At 59.7% G+C, this 19975-nt stretch carries 24 protein-coding genes; 15 read left to right on the top strand and 9 right to left on the bottom strand.

Annotation, left to right across the window (positions count from 1 at the left end; translation table 11 throughout):
• The first annotated feature begins 69 nt into the window (after nucleotides 1-69).
• From pyk to Q1A51_RS13415, 5 genes are all read left to right on the top strand, one after another.
• Complete coding sequence (pyk, locus tag Q1A51_RS13435) at nucleotides 70-1515, top strand: pyruvate kinase (protein ID WP_299208641.1); 1446 nt, start codon at nucleotides 70-72, stop codon at nucleotides 1513-1515.
• A gap of 30 nt (nucleotides 1516-1545) precedes the next feature.
• Nucleotides 1546-1767 (top strand): hypothetical protein, encoded by a 222-nt coding sequence (locus Q1A51_RS13430; RefSeq protein WP_299208639.1) that lies wholly within the window; start codon nucleotides 1546-1548, stop codon nucleotides 1765-1767.
• Between the two features lie 145 nt (nucleotides 1768-1912).
• On the top strand, nucleotides 1913-2113 hold the full coding sequence (rpmI, locus tag Q1A51_RS13425) for a 50S ribosomal protein L35 (RefSeq protein WP_027257795.1): 201 nt from the start codon (nucleotides 1913-1915) through the stop codon (nucleotides 2111-2113).
• Between the two features lie 17 nt (nucleotides 2114-2130).
• On the top strand, nucleotides 2131-2496 hold the full coding sequence (rplT, locus tag Q1A51_RS13420; protein WP_147110356.1) for a 50S ribosomal protein L20: 366 nt from the start codon (nucleotides 2131-2133) through the stop codon (nucleotides 2494-2496).
• A gap of 148 nt (nucleotides 2497-2644) precedes the next feature.
• A complete protein-coding gene (locus tag Q1A51_RS13415) occupies nucleotides 2645-3082 on the top strand; it encodes a BLUF domain-containing protein (protein ID WP_299552238.1) in 438 nt (145 codons plus the stop codon).
• Here Q1A51_RS13415 and Q1A51_RS13410 read toward each other — a convergent pair.
• The 3 genes from Q1A51_RS13410 to Q1A51_RS13400 are packed head-to-tail and all read right to left on the bottom strand — an operon-like array spanning nucleotide 3079 to nucleotide 4334.
• The gene (locus Q1A51_RS13410) at nucleotides 3079-3312 is read right to left on the bottom strand and encodes a hypothetical protein (RefSeq protein WP_299599873.1); all 234 of its coding nucleotides are present in this window, start codon (nucleotides 3310-3312) and stop codon (nucleotides 3079-3081) included. The genes Q1A51_RS13415 and Q1A51_RS13410 overlap by 4 nt on opposite strands.
• The gene (locus Q1A51_RS13405; RefSeq protein WP_299599872.1) at nucleotides 3309-4103 is read right to left on the bottom strand and encodes an OmpA family protein; all 795 of its coding nucleotides are present in this window, start codon (nucleotides 4101-4103) and stop codon (nucleotides 3309-3311) included. The genes Q1A51_RS13410 and Q1A51_RS13405 overlap by 4 nt, the downstream gene beginning before the upstream one ends.
• A gap of 21 nt (nucleotides 4104-4124) precedes the next feature.
• A complete protein-coding gene (locus tag Q1A51_RS13400; RefSeq protein ID WP_299208629.1) occupies nucleotides 4125-4334 on the bottom strand; it encodes a hypothetical protein in 210 nt (69 codons plus the stop codon).
• 183 nt (nucleotides 4335-4517) lie between these two features.
• On the opposite strand from Q1A51_RS13400, the gene pheS reads away from it, so the two are divergent.
• The 4 genes from pheS (at nucleotide 4518) to pheT (ending at nucleotide 9258) form a co-directional block, all read left to right on the top strand.
• Entirely contained in the window at nucleotides 4518-5591 is a 1074-nt protein-coding gene (gene pheS, locus Q1A51_RS13395) for a phenylalanine--tRNA ligase subunit alpha (protein ID WP_299599871.1), read from the top strand.
• A 113-nt stretch (nucleotides 5592-5704) separates the two neighbouring features.
• Nucleotides 5705-5917 carry a phenylalanyl-tRNA synthetase subunit beta gene (locus Q1A51_RS13390; protein ID WP_299599870.1) on the top strand — a complete coding sequence of 71 codons (213 nt, stop codon included), beginning with the start codon at nucleotides 5705-5707 and terminating at the stop codon, nucleotides 5915-5917.
• 31 nt (nucleotides 5918-5948) lie between these two features.
• The gene (locus Q1A51_RS13385; RefSeq protein ID WP_299599869.1) at nucleotides 5949-6770 is read left to right on the top strand and encodes a polyhydroxybutyrate depolymerase; all 822 of its coding nucleotides are present in this window, start codon (nucleotides 5949-5951) and stop codon (nucleotides 6768-6770) included.
• Between the two features lie 91 nt (nucleotides 6771-6861).
• On the top strand, nucleotides 6862-9258 hold the full coding sequence (gene pheT / locus Q1A51_RS13380) for a phenylalanine--tRNA ligase subunit beta (RefSeq protein ID WP_299601075.1): 2397 nt from the start codon (nucleotides 6862-6864) through the stop codon (nucleotides 9256-9258).
• 65 nt (nucleotides 9259-9323) lie between these two features.
• Here the strand turns inward: pheT and Q1A51_RS13375 are convergent, their stop codons facing one another.
• On the bottom strand, nucleotides 9324-10205 hold the full coding sequence (locus tag Q1A51_RS13375; protein ID WP_299599868.1) for a LysR family transcriptional regulator: 882 nt from the start codon (nucleotides 10203-10205) through the stop codon (nucleotides 9324-9326).
• Nucleotides 10206-10290: 85 nt separating this feature from the next.
• Between Q1A51_RS13375 and Q1A51_RS13370 the strand changes: the two genes are divergently transcribed.
• From Q1A51_RS13370 to Q1A51_RS13360, 3 genes are all read left to right on the top strand, one after another.
• Complete coding sequence (locus Q1A51_RS13370) at nucleotides 10291-10920, top strand: class I SAM-dependent methyltransferase (protein ID WP_299601072.1); 630 nt, start codon at nucleotides 10291-10293, stop codon at nucleotides 10918-10920.
• A gap of 61 nt (nucleotides 10921-10981) precedes the next feature.
• Nucleotides 10982-11428: a YtoQ family protein gene (locus Q1A51_RS13365; RefSeq protein ID WP_299208619.1), complete on the top strand. Its 447-nt coding sequence runs from the start codon at nucleotides 10982-10984 to the stop codon at nucleotides 11426-11428.
• A 117-nt stretch (nucleotides 11429-11545) separates the two neighbouring features.
• A complete protein-coding gene (locus tag Q1A51_RS13360) occupies nucleotides 11546-13150 on the top strand; it encodes a GMC family oxidoreductase N-terminal domain-containing protein (protein ID WP_299599867.1) in 1605 nt (534 codons plus the stop codon).
• Nucleotides 13151-13231: 81 nt separating this feature from the next.
• On the opposite strand, the gene Q1A51_RS13355 is transcribed toward Q1A51_RS13360, so the two are convergent.
• Nucleotides 13232-13930, bottom strand: a complete 699-nt coding sequence (locus Q1A51_RS13355) for a glutathione binding-like protein (RefSeq protein ID WP_299208615.1) — start codon at nucleotides 13928-13930, stop codon at nucleotides 13232-13234.
• Nucleotides 13931-14076: 146 nt separating this feature from the next.
• Between Q1A51_RS13355 and mscL the strand changes: the two genes are divergently transcribed.
• Entirely contained in the window at nucleotides 14077-14505 is a 429-nt protein-coding gene (mscL, locus tag Q1A51_RS13350) for a large conductance mechanosensitive channel protein MscL (RefSeq protein ID WP_299208613.1), read from the top strand.
• A gap of 60 nt (nucleotides 14506-14565) precedes the next feature.
• Here the strand turns inward: mscL and ald are convergent, their stop codons facing one another.
• Entirely contained in the window at nucleotides 14566-15684 is a 1119-nt protein-coding gene (gene ald / locus Q1A51_RS13345) for an alanine dehydrogenase (protein ID WP_299599866.1), read from the bottom strand.
• 134 nt (nucleotides 15685-15818) lie between these two features.
• Here ald and Q1A51_RS13340 point away from each other — a divergent pair, with 134 nt between their 5' ends.
• Complete coding sequence (locus Q1A51_RS13340; RefSeq protein ID WP_299208610.1) at nucleotides 15819-16277, top strand: Lrp/AsnC family transcriptional regulator; 459 nt, start codon at nucleotides 15819-15821, stop codon at nucleotides 16275-16277.
• A gap of 118 nt (nucleotides 16278-16395) precedes the next feature.
• A complete protein-coding gene (locus Q1A51_RS13335) occupies nucleotides 16396-18291 on the top strand; it encodes a PhoX family phosphatase (RefSeq protein WP_299599865.1) in 1896 nt (631 codons plus the stop codon).
• Nucleotides 18292-18466: 175 nt separating this feature from the next.
• On the opposite strand, the gene Q1A51_RS13330 is transcribed toward Q1A51_RS13335, so the two are convergent.
• The 3 genes from Q1A51_RS13330 to Q1A51_RS13320 are packed head-to-tail and all read right to left on the bottom strand — an operon-like array spanning nucleotide 18467 to nucleotide 19958.
• Nucleotides 18467-19069 (bottom strand): DNA-3-methyladenine glycosylase I, encoded by a 603-nt coding sequence (locus Q1A51_RS13330; RefSeq protein WP_299599864.1) that lies wholly within the window; start codon nucleotides 19067-19069, stop codon nucleotides 18467-18469.
• Nucleotides 19066-19362, bottom strand: a complete 297-nt coding sequence (locus tag Q1A51_RS13325) for a hypothetical protein (protein ID WP_299599863.1) — start codon at nucleotides 19360-19362, stop codon at nucleotides 19066-19068. The genes Q1A51_RS13330 and Q1A51_RS13325 overlap by 4 nt, the downstream gene beginning before the upstream one ends.
• Before the next feature lie 2 nt (nucleotides 19363-19364).
• Nucleotides 19365-19958, bottom strand: coding sequence for a TetR/AcrR family transcriptional regulator (locus tag Q1A51_RS13320; protein WP_299599862.1), 594 nt, complete (start codon nucleotides 19956-19958; stop codon nucleotides 19365-19367).
• Between the last annotated feature and the right edge of the window lie 17 nt (nucleotides 19959-19975).

Below are 19975 nucleotides of genomic sequence, written 5' to 3'. Positions count from 1 at the left end.
GGCCAGTTGCCTCGCGATGTGAATTGGGCAATAAGGGCGCTGTTAGCGGTATCAGAAGAGGACCAGACCATGCGACGCCTACGCAATGTGAAAATCGTGGCTACTTTGGGTCCGGCCTCGGACACATACGAAACCATCCGGGCGTTGCACGAGGCCGGGGCGGATGTTTTTCGCCTGAACATGTCCCATGGCAGCCACGAAGAGATTGCAAGCAAACACGCAATCATCCGGAAAGTGGAAGAGGACACGGGGTCTGCCATCGCCATCTTGGCTGACCTGCAGGGGCCGAAGCTCCGTGTTGGTGTCTTTGCCGGTGACAGCGAAATGCTGGATGAGGGTGCAAAGTTTCGTCTGGACCTGAATGAGAAAGACGGTAACAGCAGCCGCGTCTGCCTACCCCATCCCGAGATTTTCGAGGCACTGGAAGTTGGCAAGACACTTCTCGTGAATGACGGAAAGATACGCCTGAAAGTCGAGGATTGTGGCCCCGACTTCGCCGATTGCGTGGTGATTGCGGGGGGAGTGATCTCCAATCGCAAAGGTGTGAATGTTCCCGATGTCGAACTGCCTCTCGCCGCCTTGTCCGCGAAAGACAAAGCAGATCTGGCCTTCGTCGCAGATCTGGGTGTGGATTGGATCGCACTCAGCTTTGTGCAGCGTGCCGCAGATGTCGAAGAGGCCAAGGATTTAATCAAAGGCCGCGCGGCGGTCTTGTCCAAGATCGAAAAACCCAATGCCGTCGACCGCTTTGATCACATCCTGCAGGTCAGCGACGGTATTATGGTGGCGCGCGGGGATCTGGGCGTCGAACTGCCGGTTCAGAACGTGCCGCCCATTCAAAAGCGCCTGGTGCGCAAATGTCGTCACGCTGGCAAGCCGGTAATCGTTGCCACGCAGATGCTGGAAAGCATGATCGAAAGCCCGATGCCGACCCGCGCCGAAGTCAGTGACGTCGCCACCGCGATCTACGAAGGTGCAGATGCGGTCATGCTTAGCGCGGAAAGCGCGGCGGGCAGCTATCCCATCGAGGCGGTGACCACCATGGACCGGGTCGCAGCCGAGGTGGAACAGGACCCGACATATACCCAGATCATCGAGGCCAGCCGCAGCGCCAGCCGTGCATCCGTGGCGGATGGCATCGTGGCGGCGGCGCGCGAGATTGCAGAGACAACTGACATCAAGGCGATCTGCTGCTTTACCCAAAGTGGGACCACAGCGCTTTTGGTTGCACGTGAACGGCCCCGCGTGCCAATCCTTGCACTCACGCCGCTCGCGCGTACTGCGCGGCGCATGACGTTGAGCTGGGGCTGTAACTGCTACGTCACGACAACCATGGAGCGCTTCAAGCAAGCGGTTGTTGGTGCAGCGCGCGCTGCGCGTGAGGGTGGATTTGCAGGACCGGAAGATCAGATCGTTGTCACCGCGGGCGTTCCCTTCAACGTCCCGGGCACAACCAATATCCTGCGCGTGGCGCCGTGTGATGAACGTTTGATTTACTCAACTGATCCAGAGTAACGTTACCTGACTTAAGGTAAGGTTACGTCTATGAGCCCTGATTTTTATCTGGTGCTGGGTATTCTGCTAGCAGGATTCTCCATTCCGTCCGTGTTGTCGGCGATCTCTGACCGCCGCGCGCCACGTGCATCCGCGATAACAATCCTGATCTCGGGGGGGCTGATACTGCTGGCAATCCAGACACAGCCAGGCGGTTACACAATCGAAGAAATCCCAGACGTTTTTGTACGTGTGATCGCTCGCCTTATCTGACGTTGCAGCCCCGGCAACATGGCACCTGAAAAGAGTCACTTGCCATGGGGCGCATCTGCCCCTATACGCCCAATTCGTTCCGCGCGTCCGGCCTAAGTGGCATGCCGAGTCGCGCATCTACCGAACTCAAACGATGGAGACGGAAATGCCCAAGATGAAGACGAAATCAAGCGCCAAGAAGCGCTTCAAGGTGACCGCCACCGGTAAGGTGATGGGTGGTCAGGCCGGCAAACGCCACGGCATGATCAAGCGCACCCGCAAATTCATTCGTGACGCCCGTGGCACCACGACCCTGTCTGCCCCCGACGCGAAAATCGTCAAGGGCTTCATGCCCTACGACCGCTAAGAAGAAGGAGCAGATACATGTCCCGTACCAAAGGTGGAACCGTCACCCACGCCCGTCACAAGAAGGTCATCAAGGCCGCCAAAGGTTACTATGGCCGCCGCAAGAGCACCTTCAAGGTCGCACGCCAGGCGGTCGACAAGGCCAACCAGTACGCAACGCGTGACCGTCACAATCGCAAGCGCAACTTCCGCGCCCTGTGGATTCAGCGCATCAACGCCGCCGTTCGCGCCCATGACGAAGCACTGACATACAGCCGCTTCATCAACGGTCTGAACCTGGCCGGCATCGAAGTGGACCGCAAGGTTCTGGCCGACCTGGCCGTGAACGAACCCGATGCATTTGCTGCCATCGTGGACCAGGCCAAAGCCCAGCTGAACGCCTAAGTACACGTCAGAATTGATTAAGGCCGTCCTCGCTTCGAGGGCGGTCTTTTTTTGTGCGATATGATGCGTTTGTGGGTTGGTTTTGCTTGATCCTGTGGTTCATAGAACGCACCATACTAAATATGCCGTTTGTCTGGGGGGACGACCAATGAATTTGACGCGCCTTGTTTACTACTCACAACGCAATCCGTCCGAGAGCATGGATGCGCAAGATCTGATCGCGACCTGTGAACGTAACAACATGCGCCTGAACCTGACCGGTATGTTGCATTACAACGGCGATCACTTCCTGCAAGTGATCGAGGGCGGACGGGTCGAAGTGTCGGCGCTCTATCACCGGATCGCCCGTGACCCGCGGCACAGCAATATCATTCTGCTCTCGTGCACGGACGTACGTGAGCGCATGTTTCCAAACTGGTCGATGGGTATGCATCAGGGCATGGATGAACGCGCACGCACCATCTACCTGCGCTATTTTTCGACGGATGACGTCAATCCCGAGACGGTGAACGTTGAAAGCCTTCTGGACGTGCTGCAGGACTTGTCCGTCGAAATGGCACCGCGGCTGCGGGTCAGCAACGCTTAACGCCGCGTCCGCCGCCGCTCCCGCGTCAGGGCATTCTCGGCTGCCTTGGCGCGATCTTCGGCGTTGTTTGCCCGACGACGCCATTTCGCAGTTTCACCCGCCAACAAGGCCGTCCGTGTCGCGTTTTCACTGCGATACCTTTGGCGCGCCATCACGAACCCGATAGCCGCTGCCACGCCCATGAATGCAATGGCCAGGATGAATTGAATGACAAGGCTTGCGCTGATCATGGCCGCACCCCGGCCCGCATGACGCGTATCTCAACGCGTCGGTTCAAAGATGATGCGGCATCGCTGCCTTGTTCCAGTGGCACCCGTGACCCAAACCCGACGGCTTCCATCTGACTGATGTCGGTTCCAGAGGCCGCCATCGCGTTCACCGTGTTTTCGGCACGTGCCCAACTGAGCTGCAGGTTCGAAAGGTCGTCTCCGGAACTGTCCGAATGCCCGGCCACCTGGATCTGTGCCTCCGGGCACGCATTGATGCGCTCACCCAGTTCGCTCAAGCGCGGTTGTGCAGCCGGATCTATGTCCGCGCTGCCCGGGGCAAACTGCAAAACCACGCCCGAGACATCGGATGTAAGCGCAGCCACGCAGTCGGTTGCCTTTGTGGGATTTGGCGCGACCTTGGCGGGCGCGGCTGCCTCATTGGTGGCTTCTCGAAGGGCAACAACCCATGGCAATTCGCTCGGCTCATCCGGCAGAGAGGGAGGGGCGGAGGCGGTCGATGCAACGGTCTCGGCCTTCACAGTCTCTACGGCTGGTACATCTGCGGCAGGTTGCACGTCTGGCGCAACCGTTTGGGTTGTTGGGGATGCCAGTGCCAGATCGGTCGCCCCGGTCGTTGGCAAATTCATCGTGTAGACGCCGACGCCAGCCATCAGCCCAATCGCCGCGATACCGACACCGGCCAAGGCCCAAGTCGACCCGCCTTTCTGCGCTGCCAATCGGTCCGCGCTTGCCAGTGTGAGCCCGGCGGCTCTGAGCGTGCGAAGATCTTGGCCCTTTTTGCGTGCTTTCATCAATTGTCCCCCCAGACAAACTCACTGATAAAACGTAACGGACACACTGTTTTCGTTTGTTTCGAAATGAACCTGGATGCCAAGAAGCGATGCGGTTTCCCGGATCATGGCCTCGTTTTCGCTCAGGCTGACCTCGGATCGGCCATCATCCAGAACAACCGTCAGCCCAAGGTCGCGCACACTGTGCTGCAGAACCGACTTCAGCCGGTGCGAATACATAATGGGTGCCATCAAGCTTCCTGAACGCGTGTCTTTGCAATCTGATCCTGCCTACACCACATACAGTGTTGTGAAAAGAAGTTTGGGCTAAATATCGTATTATTGTGCACGTTATTGAACGGCTTACATGCATCTTGTCGGTGTTTGCCATCCCGCTGCGTTGTGGTAGCAGGGCACCGAATAAAGGAGCACGTCATGGACGACCTCAAAGCCAAGTATTTGACACAGATCGCGGACGCGGCAGACGAGACGTCTTTGGAAGACATTCGCATCGCGGCCGTTGGCAAGAAAGGCGAAGTTGCCCTCAAGATGCGCGAACTGGGCAAGATGACGCCCGAAGAGCGGCAAGTGGCGGGCCCTGCCTTGAATGCTCTCAAGGACGAAATCAACAGCGCGCTGGCTGCGAAAAAAGCGGCCCTCGCAGACGCAGCCTTGGACGAACGCTTGCGGTCTGAATGGCTGGATGTGACATTGCCCACCCGCACCCAGCGTCGCGGCACCATCCACCCGATCAGCCAAGTGACCGAAGAGGTCACCGCCATCTTTGCCGAAATGGGCTTCTCCGTTGCCGAAGGGCCGCGGATCGACACCGACTGGTACAACTTCGACGCGCTCAACATCCCCGGCCACCACCCCGCGCGGGCCGAGATGGACACGTTTTATATGCACCGGGCGCCGGGCGACAATCGCCCGCCCCACGTGCTGCGCACGCACACTTCACCGGTGCAGATCCGGTCGATGGAGGCAACAGGCGCCCCGACCCGCATCATTTGCCCCGGCGGTGTCTATCGCGCCGACTATGATCAGACGCACACCCCCATGTTCCACCAGGTCGAAGGCCTCGCCATCGACAAGGACATCTCGATGGCAAACCTGAAATGGGTGCTGGAAGAGTTTGTAAAATCCTATTTCGAGGTGGACGGCGTCGACCTGCGCTTCCGCGCCTCGCACTTCCCCTTCACCGAACCTTCGGCAGAGGTTGATATCCGCTGTTCGTGGGAAGGCGGCACGCTCAAGGTGGGCGAAGGCGACGATTGGCTTGAAATCCTCGGCTCCGGCATGGTGCACCCCAAGGTGCTTGAGGCAGGCGGGATCGATCCCAACGAATGGCAGGGCTTTGCCTTCGGCATGGGCATCGACCGGATCGCGATGCTGAAATACGGCGTCCCGGATCTGCGCGCCTTCTTCGACAGCGACCTGCGCTGGTTGCGGCACTACGGCTTTGCGGCACTGGATGTCCCCACATTGCACGGCGGGCTGAGCCGCTAAACGTCGGTCCATTCCTTCCCTGTTTCAAAAAATCCCCCCCGGAGGGCCGATTGGCCACCGGGGCGCGCATTGGCCCATGTTGTCTCGTTGCACGGTGCCGCTACCTTGACCCCATGCGTCGTGCCATCGTCATCCTCCTCGTCACCCTGATCGTGATCACTCACATCTTCCTGTGGCGCTCTGACATGCCCACGCATCTCAAGCTGACCTTCACCCTGATCAATGCTACCGGCTGGACCATCGTGCTGGCCCCCATCCTGCTGATTGATCGTTGGCTCGACGCGATCCAGCGGCGCAACCGCGATGACCACGACAATGTGACGTGACACGCAGGCGTATCTGCGTAGCGTGCGGCGAATGACACGTCTTATCTTCTTCCTTGCTCTTGTTTGGGCTCTGCCGTCCGCTGCCATGGGACCCTGGCAACGCGACACCTGCCATCTGGAGGTGCCCTGCGCATTGGGCGACCGTTCCTATCACGTCAAAGAACCAGACGGATGGGACGGGGAAACGCCCATGCCGGTTCTGATCCACTTCCACGGCTGGCAACGCACCGGCGCACTGCCCGTACAGCACCAGCGTATTTCGGGTGCCACCCGGCGGCGCGGGGTCCTGCTGATCGCGCCCAATGGCAATCGCAAGACCTGGAACATGTGGTCACCTGAAACCGAGGATGTGCAATTCGCAGCCGACGTGCTCGAGGACGTGATCAAGCGCTATCCGGTCGACACCGATAACATCTATCTGTCGGGCTATTCCTACGGCTCCATCATGGCGTGGCGTGTGGCCTGCGATCGCGGCACGGACATGAACGTGCGGGCGCTTCTGGGGATCTCGGGCACCATTGATCTGTCCGAGGACTGCGCGCAATCCCCGCGCGAGGCGCGCCATGTGCATGGGCTCAACGACAACGTGCTTGATTTTCCATATGGCCCGGATGGGGACACCACGTATCCCGTATCGCTCTGGCGTGACCATTTGGGATGTACAGATGCGCGGACGGATGGTGGCGACTGGGCAGCTGTCGAATTTCTCTCGCTCTCACGCACTGAATGGCAGGAATGTGAGGCGGGCATCAAGGTGACGCTGGATGTCCATCCGGGCGGGCATTTCATTCCCCACGGCTGGATCGCACGGCAGCTCGATGAGCTTCTGGGCCGAGAGCCTGTGTATCCCTGACACGCAAGGCGGGGCGTTCACTGCCCCGCGCTTGCACCTTGGGCCGATCTTTGCCATTGCAGGCCCGTACTGGAATGCAGGGGACGCTCCCATGAAATTCACGCTCAGCTGGCTCAAGCAGCACCTCGATACCACCGCCACGGTGGACGAGATCACCTATGCGCTGACCGACCTTGGACTGGAAGTCGAAGGGGTCGAGGATCGCGGGGCAAAGCTGGCCGACTTTACCATCGGCAAGGTGCTGAGCGCGGAAAAACACCCCGACGCCGACCGCCTGCGCGTGTGCCAGGTCGCCACGGACGAGGGCGAGAAACAGATCATTTGCGGCGCCCCCAACGCGCGCGAGGGGATCACGGTCGTGGTCGCCAAGCCGGGCGTCTATGTCCCCGGCATCGACACCACCATCGGCGTGGGCAAAATCCGGGGCATTGAAAGCTTCGGCATGATGGCTTCCGAGCGTGAGATGGAGCTGTCCGAGGAACATGACGGCATCATCGAACTCCCTTCGGGAGAGGTCGGCGACCGCTTTATCGACTGGCTCGCCGAAAACGACCCGGCCAAGGTCGACCCGGTGATCGAGATTGCCATCACCCCCAATCGCCCCGACGCGCTGGGCGTGCGCGGCATCGCGCGCGACTTGGCTGCGCGTGGCCTGGGCACCATGCGCCCATGCCCGGTGCCAGAAGTTGAAGGCGCCTTTGTCTCTGACATTACGATCAGCATTGATGACGATACGCTCGATGGCTGCCCCGCGTTCTTCGGGCGACTAATCCGGGGTGTTCAGAACGGCCCAAGCCCGGTGTGGTTGCAGGACCGCCTGCGCGCCATCGGCCTGCGCCCGATCTCGTTCCTCGTCGATGTGACCAACTATTTCACCTACGATCTGAACCGCCCTCTGCACGTCTTTGACGCAGACAAGGTCGCTGGGAATTTGCGCGTGCACCGTGCCAAGGGCGGCGAGGAGATCGCGGCGCTTGATGAAAAGAGCTACACGTTCCAGCCCGGTCAGATGATCATCTCGGATGACAACGGACCCGAAAGCATTGCGGGCATCATGGGCGGTGCCGAAACGGGCTGCACCGAAGAGACGGTGAACGTCTTTGTCGAAAGCGCCTATTGGGACCCGGTGCAGATTGCCTATGCGGGCCGCGCGCTCAAGATCAACTCCGATGCGCGCTACCGGTTCGAGCGCGGTGTCGATCCGGCCTTCACCCCCGTCGGGCTGGACCATGCCTGTGCCATGATAATGGAACACGTAGGCGGAACCGCCTCCAGCATGATCAGCGCGGGTGCCGTGCCGGACACGCGCCGCGCGTACAAACTGGACGCCGCGCGGGTGCAAAGCCTTGTCGGCATGGACATCCACGAAAGCGAACAGCGCCAGACGCTGACCGCCCTCGGTTTCAAGCTCGAAGGGGACATGGCCCATGTGCCAAGCTGGCGCCCCGATGTGATGGGCGAGGCCGATCTGGTCGAGGAAGTCGCCCGGGTCGCGTCGCTGACCAAGCTGCAGGGCAAGCCCCTGCCACGGCTGACGCCGGGTGTGCCGAAGCCGGTGATGACACCCATCCAGCGGCGCGAGCAGATCGCGCGCCGGACAGCGGCGGCGCTGGGCTACAATGAATGCGTGACCTACAGCTTCATCGATCAGGCCTCCGCCAAGCTCTTCGGCGGCGGTGATGATGCGACGATGCTGGAAAATCCAATCTCCAGCGACATGAGCCATATGCGCCCCGCACTTCTGCCCGGTCTGCTGCAAGCCGCAGCGCGCAATCAGGCGCGCGGCTTTGCCGATCTTGCTCTGTTCGAGGTCGGCCCGGCCTTTAACGGCGGTGAGCCGGGGGAACAGCACCTGCTGGTCTCGGGCCTGCTTGTCGGACGGACGGGATCCAAGGACGTGCACGGCGCGTCGCGACCCGTCGACGTGTTCGACGTCAAGGCAGATGCCGAAGCGATCCTGTCGGCCATCGGCGCACCGGCCAAGGTGCAGATCCTGCGCGGCGCGCAAGGCTGGTGGCACCCGGGCCGTCACGGCAAGATCTGCCTTGGTCCCAAGAAGGTGCTGGGCATCTTCGGCGAACTGCACCCCCGTGTCCTTGAAGCGATGGATGTGAAAGGGCCTGCCATGGCCTTCACCCTCTGGCCCGCAGAGGTGCCTTTGCCGCGCAAGGCAGGGGCCAACAAGGGCGCACTGGACATCAGCGACCTGCAGGCGGTCGAGCGTGACTTTGCCTTTGTCGTCGACGCAGAGGTCGAAGCACTGACGCTGGTCAATGCGGCCATGGGCGCAGACAAGGCATTGATCGAGGATGTCCGCATCTTTGACGAGTTCATCGGCGGCTCCTTGGGTGAGGGCAAGAAATCTCTGGCCCTGACTGTGCGCTTGCAGCCCAAGGATGCGACCCTCAAGGATGCCGATATCGAAGCGGTGGCACAGAAGGTGGTCGATAAGGTCACCAAGGCGACAGGCGGCAGCTTACGCGGATAGGTCCGGCACTGGGGGGCCAACCCCCCAGACCCCCCGAAGATTGCCTGGCAAGATGAAGGGACGGATCAGGTTTCGCTCAGCATCTCCGCGAGCAGGTCGAACACAAGGCGAATGCGTTTGCTTGTGTGCAGTTCGCGGTGGGTGACCAGCCACACCGGGAAACTGAGGTCGGTGACACCGTCCAGCAGGCGGACTGCATCATCGAACTGATCACCAATGTGGTCCGACATTGGGAAAATACCGAAACCTTTGCGCAACAGCTCCCATGTTGTGATTCCGCTGGTGGAACCGGAGCGCAAGTTTGCGCGGCTTACGGGGATGCCATATTCTTCCATGGCCGCGACAAAGGCGTCATCGTCGGCCATGCTGATGAAGTCGTGTTCCTTCAGATCCTCAACCGTTTTGGGCGAGCCGCGAGCCGCCACGTAAGACTTGGAGGCGTAAAGATGCGCTGACGAGTCGCCAATCTTGCGCGCGATCAGGTCAGCTTCGGTCGGGCGAACATGGCGGATGGCAATGTCGGCCTCGCGCTTGAGGATATCGCGGATGTCGTTGGCGGCAATCACGTCAACGCGCAGGCGCGGGGCAAGGTCCCGCAGTTTCAGCAAGGTATCGGGCAGGACATAGGCGCTCATCATGTCAGAGGCCGTGACGCGGATTATGCCGTCCAACCCTTGCGTCCGGCCTTGTGCCATGACGGTGATGCGGGCGGCGGCATCGCCCATCTTGCGCGCCTCAATCAACAGGTCACGGCCTGCATCCGTCAGCGTCATGGAACGGGATGTGCGTTCGAACAGGGTCAGGCGCAACGCGTCCTCCAGCGCACTGACCTGCCGCCCGATCGTGGGCTGGGCCAGACCAAGTTGCCGGGCGGCTGCGGACAGTGACCCGGTTTCCGCCGTTGCCAGAAATGCGCGCAGATGCGTCCAGTCAAACCCTCGATCCATGCAAATTTGTATACATATGTTGCGAAATTCGTCAATTTATTGCGTCCGAAGTCACCTGTATATGCAGTGGTGAAGGAGATAGATGATGAAACCGAACGCACAATTCTGGGACAAGTTGGCGGTCAAATACGCGGCACAACCGATCAGCGACCCGGATGCATATGAACAGACACTTGAGCGGGTTGTGTCTTACCTCAAGCCAACAGACAGGGTACTGGAGCTGGGTTGCGGTACAGGTAGCACGGCGCTCAAACTCGCGCCTCATGCAGGATCAATCCTGGCCACGGATTTTTCCGAAGGCATGATTGCGCAGGCAGAGGCCAGGATGGGCGTCGATAATGTGCGCTTCCTGCAGGCCGATACATTCAGCCCGGCGCTCGCGGATGGATCGTTTGAGGTCGTTATGGGATTCAACCTGTTCCATCTTGTGGACCGCGTTGATGAGGCTCTCGCACGCGTGCACGACCTGTTGGCGCCGGGTGGCGTGTTCATCTCGAAGACACCCTGCCTTGGCGAGCGGTCCCTTGGGTTGAAGTTCGGGTTATTGAAGCGGTTCATTCCACTGATGCAACTTGTTGGAAAAGCCACGTTTGTCCGCTTCGAAACGATAGAGAGCCTCGAGGCTCGGATTGCGCGCGCCGGGTTCGAGATTGTCGAAACGGGAAACTACCCGCTGCGCCCTCCCAGTCATTTCGTTGTGGCCCGCCGTTCTTGACCCTTGTTTTTGGTGCTGTCAGACGCAGGTTAGGTCCAGCTGGGAACAAAGGAGTACTGCGATGCTGAACGTATACCTGTCCGGGGAAATTCATACCGATTGGCGAGAGCAGATAGTAGATGGCGCACAGGGCCTTGATGTGACCTTTTCCGGGCCGGTGACCGATCACGCTTCGAGCGATGATTGCGGCGTTGCGATCCTTGGGTCCGAGGACAAGAAGTACTGGCATGATCACAAGGGCGCGATGGTGAACGCCATCCGCACCCGCAAGGGAATTGCGGATGCGGACGTGGTCGTGGTGCGCTTTGGCGACCAGTACAAGCAATGGAATGCCGCCTTTGATGCGGGGTATGCTGCGGCACTGGGCAAGTCGTTGATCATCCTGCATGGCCCCGATCATGCCCATGCCTTGAAAGAGGTGGATGCGGCAGCCCTGGCCGTGGCCGAAGAGCCCGGACAGGTGGTGGATGTCTTGCGCTATGTCCTGACGGGCTCTTTGCCCGGATAGGTCGCCTGGTGGCACTGTTCCGGGCCCCTGGCCCGGAATGCGCCCACCCGCCGACCCTGGGTCACACTTGTAACGCTCTGGGTGCGCTCTTAGCCTTTTTGAAAGGGAGACGCGCAGATGAAATTCGACTACGTGATCGTTGGTGGTGGCTCAGCGGGATGCGTGATGGCGTCGCGACTGAGTGAAGATTCCACGGTGTCGGTGTGCTTGATCGAGGCGGGTGGCTCGGGGCGCGACATCTTTGTCCGCGCGCCTGCGCTGGTGGCGGGCATGATCTCTGGCAGACCCAAGATCAACAATTGGGCTTTTCACACGGAACCGCAGCCCGAATTGAATGGGCGGCGTGGGTTTCAACCGCGTGGCCGCACATTGGGCGGGTCGAGTGCCATCAACGCGATGCTGTACGTGCGCGGGCATCAGCGTGACTATGATGAATGGGCGGAACTGGGCGCTGACGGGTGGGATTGGGACAGCGTGCTGCCCTATTTCAAACGGTCAGAGGGCAATGTGCGCGGTGCGGATGATCTGCATGGGGATAGTGGGCCGTTGCAAGTCGCCGAGCAGTCCGATCCGCGCCCGATCACGAACGCCTTTATCGAGGCCGGCGCGCAACAGCAGTTGCGTTTCACCGATGACTTCAATGATGCGGAGCAGGCGGGTGTGGGTCTGTACCAAGTGACGCAGCACCATTCCGGCACGGCCAAGGGTGAGAGATGCTCGGCCGCGGCGGCCTATCTGCCGGACAATGTTCTGGCGCGGACGAACCTGACTGTGTTGACACGCGCCATGGCGCATAAGGTGGAAATAGATGGCACGCGCGCGGTTGGCGTACGCATCAAACATCAAGGCAAGGTGAAGCTGGTCACGGCGGGGCGGGAGGTCATCCTGTCTAGTGGTGCATTTGGATCGCCCCAACTGCTGCTCTTGTCCGGGATCGGTCCGCGCGATGAACTGGCGTTGCACGGCATCGAACCGGTCCATGAACTGCCTGGGGTCGGGCAGAACCTGCAAGACCATCTGGACTATATCATCAGCTACCATTCCAAGCGCGATGACGTTGTGGGGCTGGGTCCCAAGGGCTTGATGGCGTTGGCCAAGGCGGGGTTGCAATGGCGCAAGGATGGGTCGGGCATGTTCGCATCACCCTTCGCCGAAGGGGGGGCTTTCCTGCGCTCTGATCCGTCTGTTGACCGTCCTGATCTGCAACTGCATTTCGTTGTGGGCATCGTGGACCAGCACATGCGCAAGATACATGTGAAGTTTGGCTATTCCTGCCATGTCTGTGTGTTGCGCCCGCACAGCCGCGGCCATGTTGGTCTGCACTCTGCTGATCCGTCAAAACCGCCGTTGATTGATCCCGGTTACCTGACCGACCGGCGTGATCTGGATGTGATGATGAAAGGTGCACGGCGAATGGAGAGCATACTGACCGCACCACCGCTGGAGCCGTGGCGCGGCACGCAACTCTATCCCCATGACGGCAGCGATGCGGGGTTGGAGGCTGACATTCGGGCGCGCGCAGATACGATCTATCACCCGGTTGGCACGTGCCGGATGGGACAGGACGAGATGGCAGTAACGGACGCTGCGGGCCGGGTGCATGGTGTTGAGGGGCTGCGGGTTGTCGATGCCTCTCTGATGCCGCGCCTGCTTGGCGGGAACACGAACGCCCCCACCATCATGATGGCAGAAAAGATCAGCGCCGAGATGCGCGCAGCGTGATCCAATAGACGTTGCGCGACACCATTCCGTATTGGGGGCCAGCCCCCAAACCCCCGAGGTATTTTCAGCCAGAAGAAGGGGTCAGGGGCGTGGCGGAATGTTCTTGGCCTTGTCCACGGCCGGGCGGGCCATGAAGCGATCAAGGTAGGCTGCAAGGTTTTTGTGGTCGTCCCAACCGATCATCTCCTTTGCACCATAGAAGTTCAGGGCGTTGAGCCAGGGTGCGATCGCGATATCCGCGATGGAATATTGCCCGGTGATCCAGTCCTTGTCGCCGAGTTCCTTGTCCAAGACGGACAGCAGGCGTTTGGATTCGTTGACGTACCGCTCTTGTGGGCGTTTATCCTCCCAATCGGAGCCGGCGAATTTCACGAAGAAGCCCATTTGACCGAGCATCGGACCGACACCGCCCATCTGGAACATGAGCCATTGGATCGTCCGGGCCTTGTCGCTGGCCGTCTCGCCAATCAGCTTGCCCGACTTTTCCGCAAGGTAGATCAGGATCGCACCGGATTCGAACAGGCCGACCGGCGTGCCATCCGGGCCATTTGGATCAATGATCGCCGGGATCTTGTTGTTGGGGTTCAGGGACAGGAATTCGGGGCTTTTCACATCCGCATCCGACAGCGTGACCAAGTGCGCCTCGTAGGGGATCTCCATCTCTTCCAGCGCAATAGACGCTTTCACACCGTTCGGTGTTGGAAACGAAAACAGTTGCAGAACGGACGGATCCTTGGGGATCCACTTCTGTGTGATGGGAAAGGCGCTGAGGTCAGCCATGGGTCGTCTCCTTGAAATGATGGGTCCGACATAGGCGAAATTCCCCCCCAAAATAGTCTTTGTCATGTGAGGAGATGTGTTAACCAGTGTTTGCACGCGCACATCAAAACAAAATAGAGCGTGCGGAAGCCAACAAGGGACTAGATATGCTAAACGAATTCAAGGACTTCATCGCCAAGGGCAATGTCATGGACATGGCCGTGGGTATCATCATCGGTGCAGCCTTTACCGCCATTGTCACATCGCTGGTGGGTGATCTGATCAACCCGATCATCGGTCTGTTTACGGGTGGGCTGGATTTCACCAACAACTATGCGGTTCTGGCGGGTGATGTGGCCGAGGGCGCATCGCTGGAAGCGGCCCGCGAAGCCGGGGCAGCCGTGTTTGCCTATGGCGCGTTTCTGATGGCCGTGATCAACTTCCTGATCATCGCGTTCGTGGTGTTCATGTTGGTGCGCTACGTGAACAAGGTCAAAGCGGCAGCAGAGAAACCGGAAGAGCCCGCCGAAGAAGCGCCAGCAGGTCCGTCCGAACTGGATGTGTTGCTCGAGATCCGCGACGCTCTGGCCAAGTAAGGCTCAACACCGAAACAAGACCAAGTGGGGCCGCCCGGTGCAATCCGAGCGGCCCCTTTCTTATTGTTTGAGGGCAAGGTTGGGGGCAACCACGTCGATGCCCAGCGCTTTGCCAACGGCGTAGTAGGTCAGTGTCCCGGCATGCACATTCAGTCCGGCCAGCAGGTGCGGGTCATCCTCGCAGGCCTGACGCCAGCCCTTGTCCGCCAGTGCCAGCATGAACGGCATCGTTGCGTTGCCAAGGGCGATGGTTGATGTGCGGGCAACGGCACCGGGCATGTTGGCCACGCAATAGTGCATGATCCCGTCGACATCGTAGATCGGATCGTCATGCGTGGTCGCGCGGGACGTTTCAAAACAGCCGCCCTGGTCGATCGCGACATCGACAATGGCAGCTCCGGGTTTCATGGTCGATAGCTGATCACGCGTCACCAGCTTGGGCGCTGCGGCGCCCGGGATCAGGACCGCGCCAACCACCATGTCGGCCTCCGCCACCAGTTCGGCCGTATTGCCCGCACTGGCGTAGCTTGTCTTGAAAAGGCCGGAAAACGCGTCATCCAGGTAACGCATCCGGGGCAGGGACCGGTCCAGGACCGTCACGTCAGCGCCCATACCGGCGGCAACGCGGGCTGCGTGCGTGCCGACAACACCGCCTCCGATCACGACCACCTTGGCAGGCCCGACACCGGGCACGCCGCCCATCAACACGCCGCGCCCGCCATTTGCCTTCTGCAAGGTCCATGCACCGACTTGCGGGGCCAAGCGGCCCGCCACCTCTGACATGGGGGCAAGCAGGGGCAACCCGCCACTGGTGTCAGTCACGGTCTCATACGCGATGGCGGTACAGCCGGACGCGAGCAGGTCATGGGTCTGTTCCGGATCCGGGGCCAGATGCAGGTAGGTGAACAACAACTGTCCCTCGCGCAGCATCTTGCGCTCGACCGCTTGGGGCTCTTTCACCTTCACGATCATGTCTGCGACGGCAAAGACTTCCTCTGCCGTGTCCAGGATATGCGCGCCTGCCGCCACATAGTCGGCATCATCGAAACCAGCACCCTTTCCGGCACCGGCTTGCACGCTGACAGTATGACCATGAGTTACAGCCTCGCGCGCTGCATTGGGTGTCAGGCCGACACGGTATTCTTGTGCCTTGATCTCAGTTGGGCATCCGATGTGCATAGCAGTTACTCCTCCAGTTGCGTCCAGAGTCGCGCAATTGGCTTGCAATTGGGCACTAGAAATGGATCGTGTTGGTGCGCAAACATCGAAGAAATGTGCGTACTTATGCTATTGTGACGAAGGATCCTGCACGCATGGCACTTGATTCAACAGATCGCCGTATCCTGTCTGCTCTGCAAAAACAGGGGCGGATATCGAATGCAGACCTGAGCGAAGCGGTGCATCTGTCACCATCTGCATGCCACCGGCGTGTGCAACGGCTCGAACAAGCGGGGTACATTCGCGACTACGTGGCCTTGCTCGACGCTCGAAAGATGGGTGTGCCGACAACAGTTTTCGTCGAGATCACACTGCAGGGTCAGGCGGACGAAGTGCTTGAAGCCTTTGAAAAAGCAGTCGCGCGCATCCCGGATGTGCTAGAGTGTCATCTGATGGCGGGCACCGCGGACTATATCCTAAAGGTAGTTGCAGAAGGGACTGAAGACTTCGCGCGCATCCACCGTCAACATCTCGCGCGCTTACCCGGGGTGGCACAAATGCAGTCAAGTTTTGCACTTAGAACTGTTTTTAAAACAACGGCTTTGCCGGTCTGACCTGCACCGCGACATAGCGCCATTATTTTGGCCGTCGTCATACAGCGGTGATGTTCATCAGGCACGCACACGGAGGGCGCGAATCGCCGCAATCCAACTACATATTTTGGAGTTCACGATGAAAGACGCAGATACTCAGGAGTTGTCCTTTGACGATTGGGACGAGCTGAAATTTCCACGCAAAACAACGCAGGGCTTTGATGAGGTCGTAGAGCGCGCCATTTCGCGCCGGGGCTTTTTGGGGGGCGTGGTTGCCTTCGGGTCGGGCGCGGCCGTGATGGGCACCGGTATGCTGAAGGGGACAACGGCAATGGCCGGTCAGTCCTCACGCTTTGCCTTTGATCAGATCCCGATACAAACCGACGGCACCGTACATGTGCCCGACGGCTACAGCTGGGACGTACTGGTCCGTTGGGGCGATCCGTTGTTCTCGGACGCACCCGCATTCGATCCGGCGAACGGTGTGCCCGTCGCGGGCTCGGACCGTGTGTTTGCCGAAAACACCGACGGCATGCATCTCTTTACCGTGGGCAACAAACAGATCCTCGCGGTCAACAACGAGTACGCAAACCGCAAGACCAACCTGCCCAACAACGCAGAAGGCGTGCCTGCCTCGGCAGACGATGTGCTGATCTTCCAGAACCTGCAGGGCGTCACCATCATGGAAGTGGCCGAAGGCGACGATGGCTGGGGCGTTGTGATCGACAGCCCCTACAACCGCCGCATCACGCACAACACGCCGATGACCCTGGATGGCCCCGCATCCGGCCACGATCTACTCAAGACCGAGGCGGATGCCACGGGCACCGCATCGCTGGGGACCATGAACAATTGTGGATCGGGTCCGACCCCCTGGGGCACCTACCTGACGTGCGAGGAAAACTTCAACGGCTACTTCGGTGCAACGGGCGACATGCCCACCGACGAAACGACGGCCGCAGGCTTTGAACGCTACGGCGTTGGCCCGGATGGCTGGGGTTATGACTATCACAAGTGGGACGCCCGCTTTGACGTCAGCCAGAACCCGAATGAACCGCATCGCGTGGGCTACGTGGTCGAAATCGATCCAACCAACCCCGATGCCACGCCCGTCAAGCACACCGCCCTTGGGCGTATCAAGCACGAGAACGCGGCCTGCGCCCTGGCGCCTGATGGTCGCGTAGTCGTCTACATGGGCGACGATGAGCGGGGCGAGTTCATGTACAAGTGGCTGTCGCGCGAAGTGTACGTACCGGGTGGCGATACCTCGACCTTGCTGAATGACGGGCAGCTTTATGCCGCCAAGTTCAACGACGACATGACGGGCGAATGGGTGGCGCTGACACCCGACGCAACCGGCATGGACGAGGCGCATATCGCCATCTTCACCCGCATAGCTGCCTCAGCCGTGGGCGCGACCACGATGGACCGCCCGGAATGGGTGGCCGTGAACCCCACGGCGGTCGAAGCCTATTGCTGCCTGACCAACAACAAGAACCGTGGCGTGCAGCCCAATGCAGGGGGCGACGACACGTCGGCCAACGGTCCCAACCCGCGGGAGGCCAACAATTTTGGTCAGATCGTGCGGTGGCGTCCCCATGGGGACAACCATGCCTCCAACACCTTTGACTGGGATCTGTACGTGATGGCGGGCAACCCCAAGGCGCAGGAAGGACCCTACAAAGGGTCGTCCAACGTCAACGAAGGCAACCTGTTCAACTCACCCGATGGCATGGCCATCGACTCGACGGGCCTGATGTGGATTCAAACCGACGGGGATGACAGCAATGAGGGTGAATTCGAAGGCATGGGCAACAACCAGATGCTGGCAGGTGATCCGGTGACAGGTGAAATCCGACGCTTCCTCACTGGTCCCAAAGGCTCCGAAGTGACCGGCCTCACTTGGTCGGCAGATCGCCGCACCATGTTTGTGGGCATCCAGCACCCGGGCGCAACGTTCCCGGATGGCGAGGAGGTACTGCCCCGCTCGTCCATCGTTGTGGTCAAACGTGACGACAACGCATTGGTCGGCTAGGCCGAAAGGCACAAGGTCCGGGCGTCTGTTATAAATGACGCCCGGGCCGGCAGCACGCCAGTTTCATCGCATGGCATTGCAAAGCACTGAGCGTTACTATTTGTAACTACCTCGCCGGACAGGGTGGGCTTTCACCACAACTTAACCTGTTTCCGTTTCGACGTTTCAAATGCACTTATGGGCGCTGAAATTTGCGACGCGCCTCGTCAGCTGCGGCGCGTATGGCACAGCCTTCGCTATGGTCGTTGATCAAACCCATGGCTTGCATAAACGCAAACACAGTTGTTGGGCCCAGGAATTTCCATCCCCGACGCTTCAATTCGCGGGCAAGCGCGATTGAGGTTTCGCTGGTCGATTGCGATTGGGGCGGGCCCAAATCCTCTGCGTTTGGCTCAAACCCCCAGAAAAACGATGCAAGCTTGCCTTCCGTTTCGACCATCTTCACTGCGCACGCGGCATTGTTGATGACTGCGGCGATCTTGCCCGCGTGTCGTACGATGCTCTCATCGTTCAACAAGCGATCGATGTCTCGGGCGTTGTAGCGGGCGATCTTGTGAAAATCAAAGCCGTCGAATGCTGCACGAAAGCCTTCTCGCTTGGTGAGGATCGTGCGCCAACTCAACCCCGACTGAAAACTTTCCAAGCACAGTTTTTCGAACAGACGAATGTCGTCCGACACCGGAAATCCCCATTCGTGATCGTGGTAGTCAAGAAACTCGGGTGCCGCGCCACTCCACTTGCATCGGGCCAGCCCGTCTGCGGCAACGAAATCTGTCATGCGGCGTCGTCCCTCAAGAAGGCGAGGCGCGGATCGGTTCGCGCTGGTGCAAGTTCCTGGATATGCGGGGTTGCAATCCCTTCCGATACAAATGGGTCCGCAGCGACACGCTGCTCAAGCGCGGACAAGTCGATGTTTGTCGCCAGAATGGCACCGCCACCTTGCGGTTTTAAACCACCGACCAACACAAACACGCCATCCTCAAAGCCGCGGGCGATCCAATCGTTGTGGGCGGCCATGAACTCAGGAGCCTTTGACTTTTGTTCGGTCAGGGTCAGCGTGACAACGTACATGTTCAGTCCTTCTCATCATTTTGGTCTTGTGATCCCGCGACCGCATCAAGCCATGCCAGCATCTGCGCAACCTCAGTTTCAAGGAACGGCTCGTCAGGATAAGCGTTGGCAAGGGTTGCGGCACCTTGGCTGCGGGCCAGAATGTGCATGGCCAGCGCATCGGCATCTTGTCCCCTGCCCATCTCTTCAAAACGGCGGCGCAGCCAAATGCGGAACAGGTCGAACAGTTCGCGGGCTCCTGATCCACCGGGGTGATCCAACTTCGCCAACTCAGAGAACAAGGTCCCGACCGGACACCCGAATGACCGGATCTTCGTGTTGTTCATCACCAGAATGCCAATGAAGCTCGCAATGCATTGTTTGGGTGTCTGGTTGCTGTCGACCCAACCTTCAAGCATTTCATGACGATCCTTAATGCGGCGCTCAATCACCGCGTCCAGAATTTCGTCCTTGGTCCTGAAATGGTAGTAGAAGTTGCCGCGGGATATGCCGACCAATTCGGCAACACCCGCAAATGAGGTAGCCTCGAACCCGCGCTCATAAAAGAGCCGGTCGGCTGCGGTGACGATCTTCTCGCGTGTGGCGGATGCTGCCATTTTTAGGTCCCTCCCAT

Origin of the sequence: uncultured Tateyamaria sp. (assembly GCF_947496075.1) — a bacterium.
Classification (GTDB): Bacteria; Pseudomonadota; Alphaproteobacteria; order Rhodobacterales; family Rhodobacteraceae; genus Tateyamaria.
The sequence above is the reverse complement of the archived record's forward strand: the minus strand, read 5'-3'. Positions and strand labels throughout refer to the sequence as shown.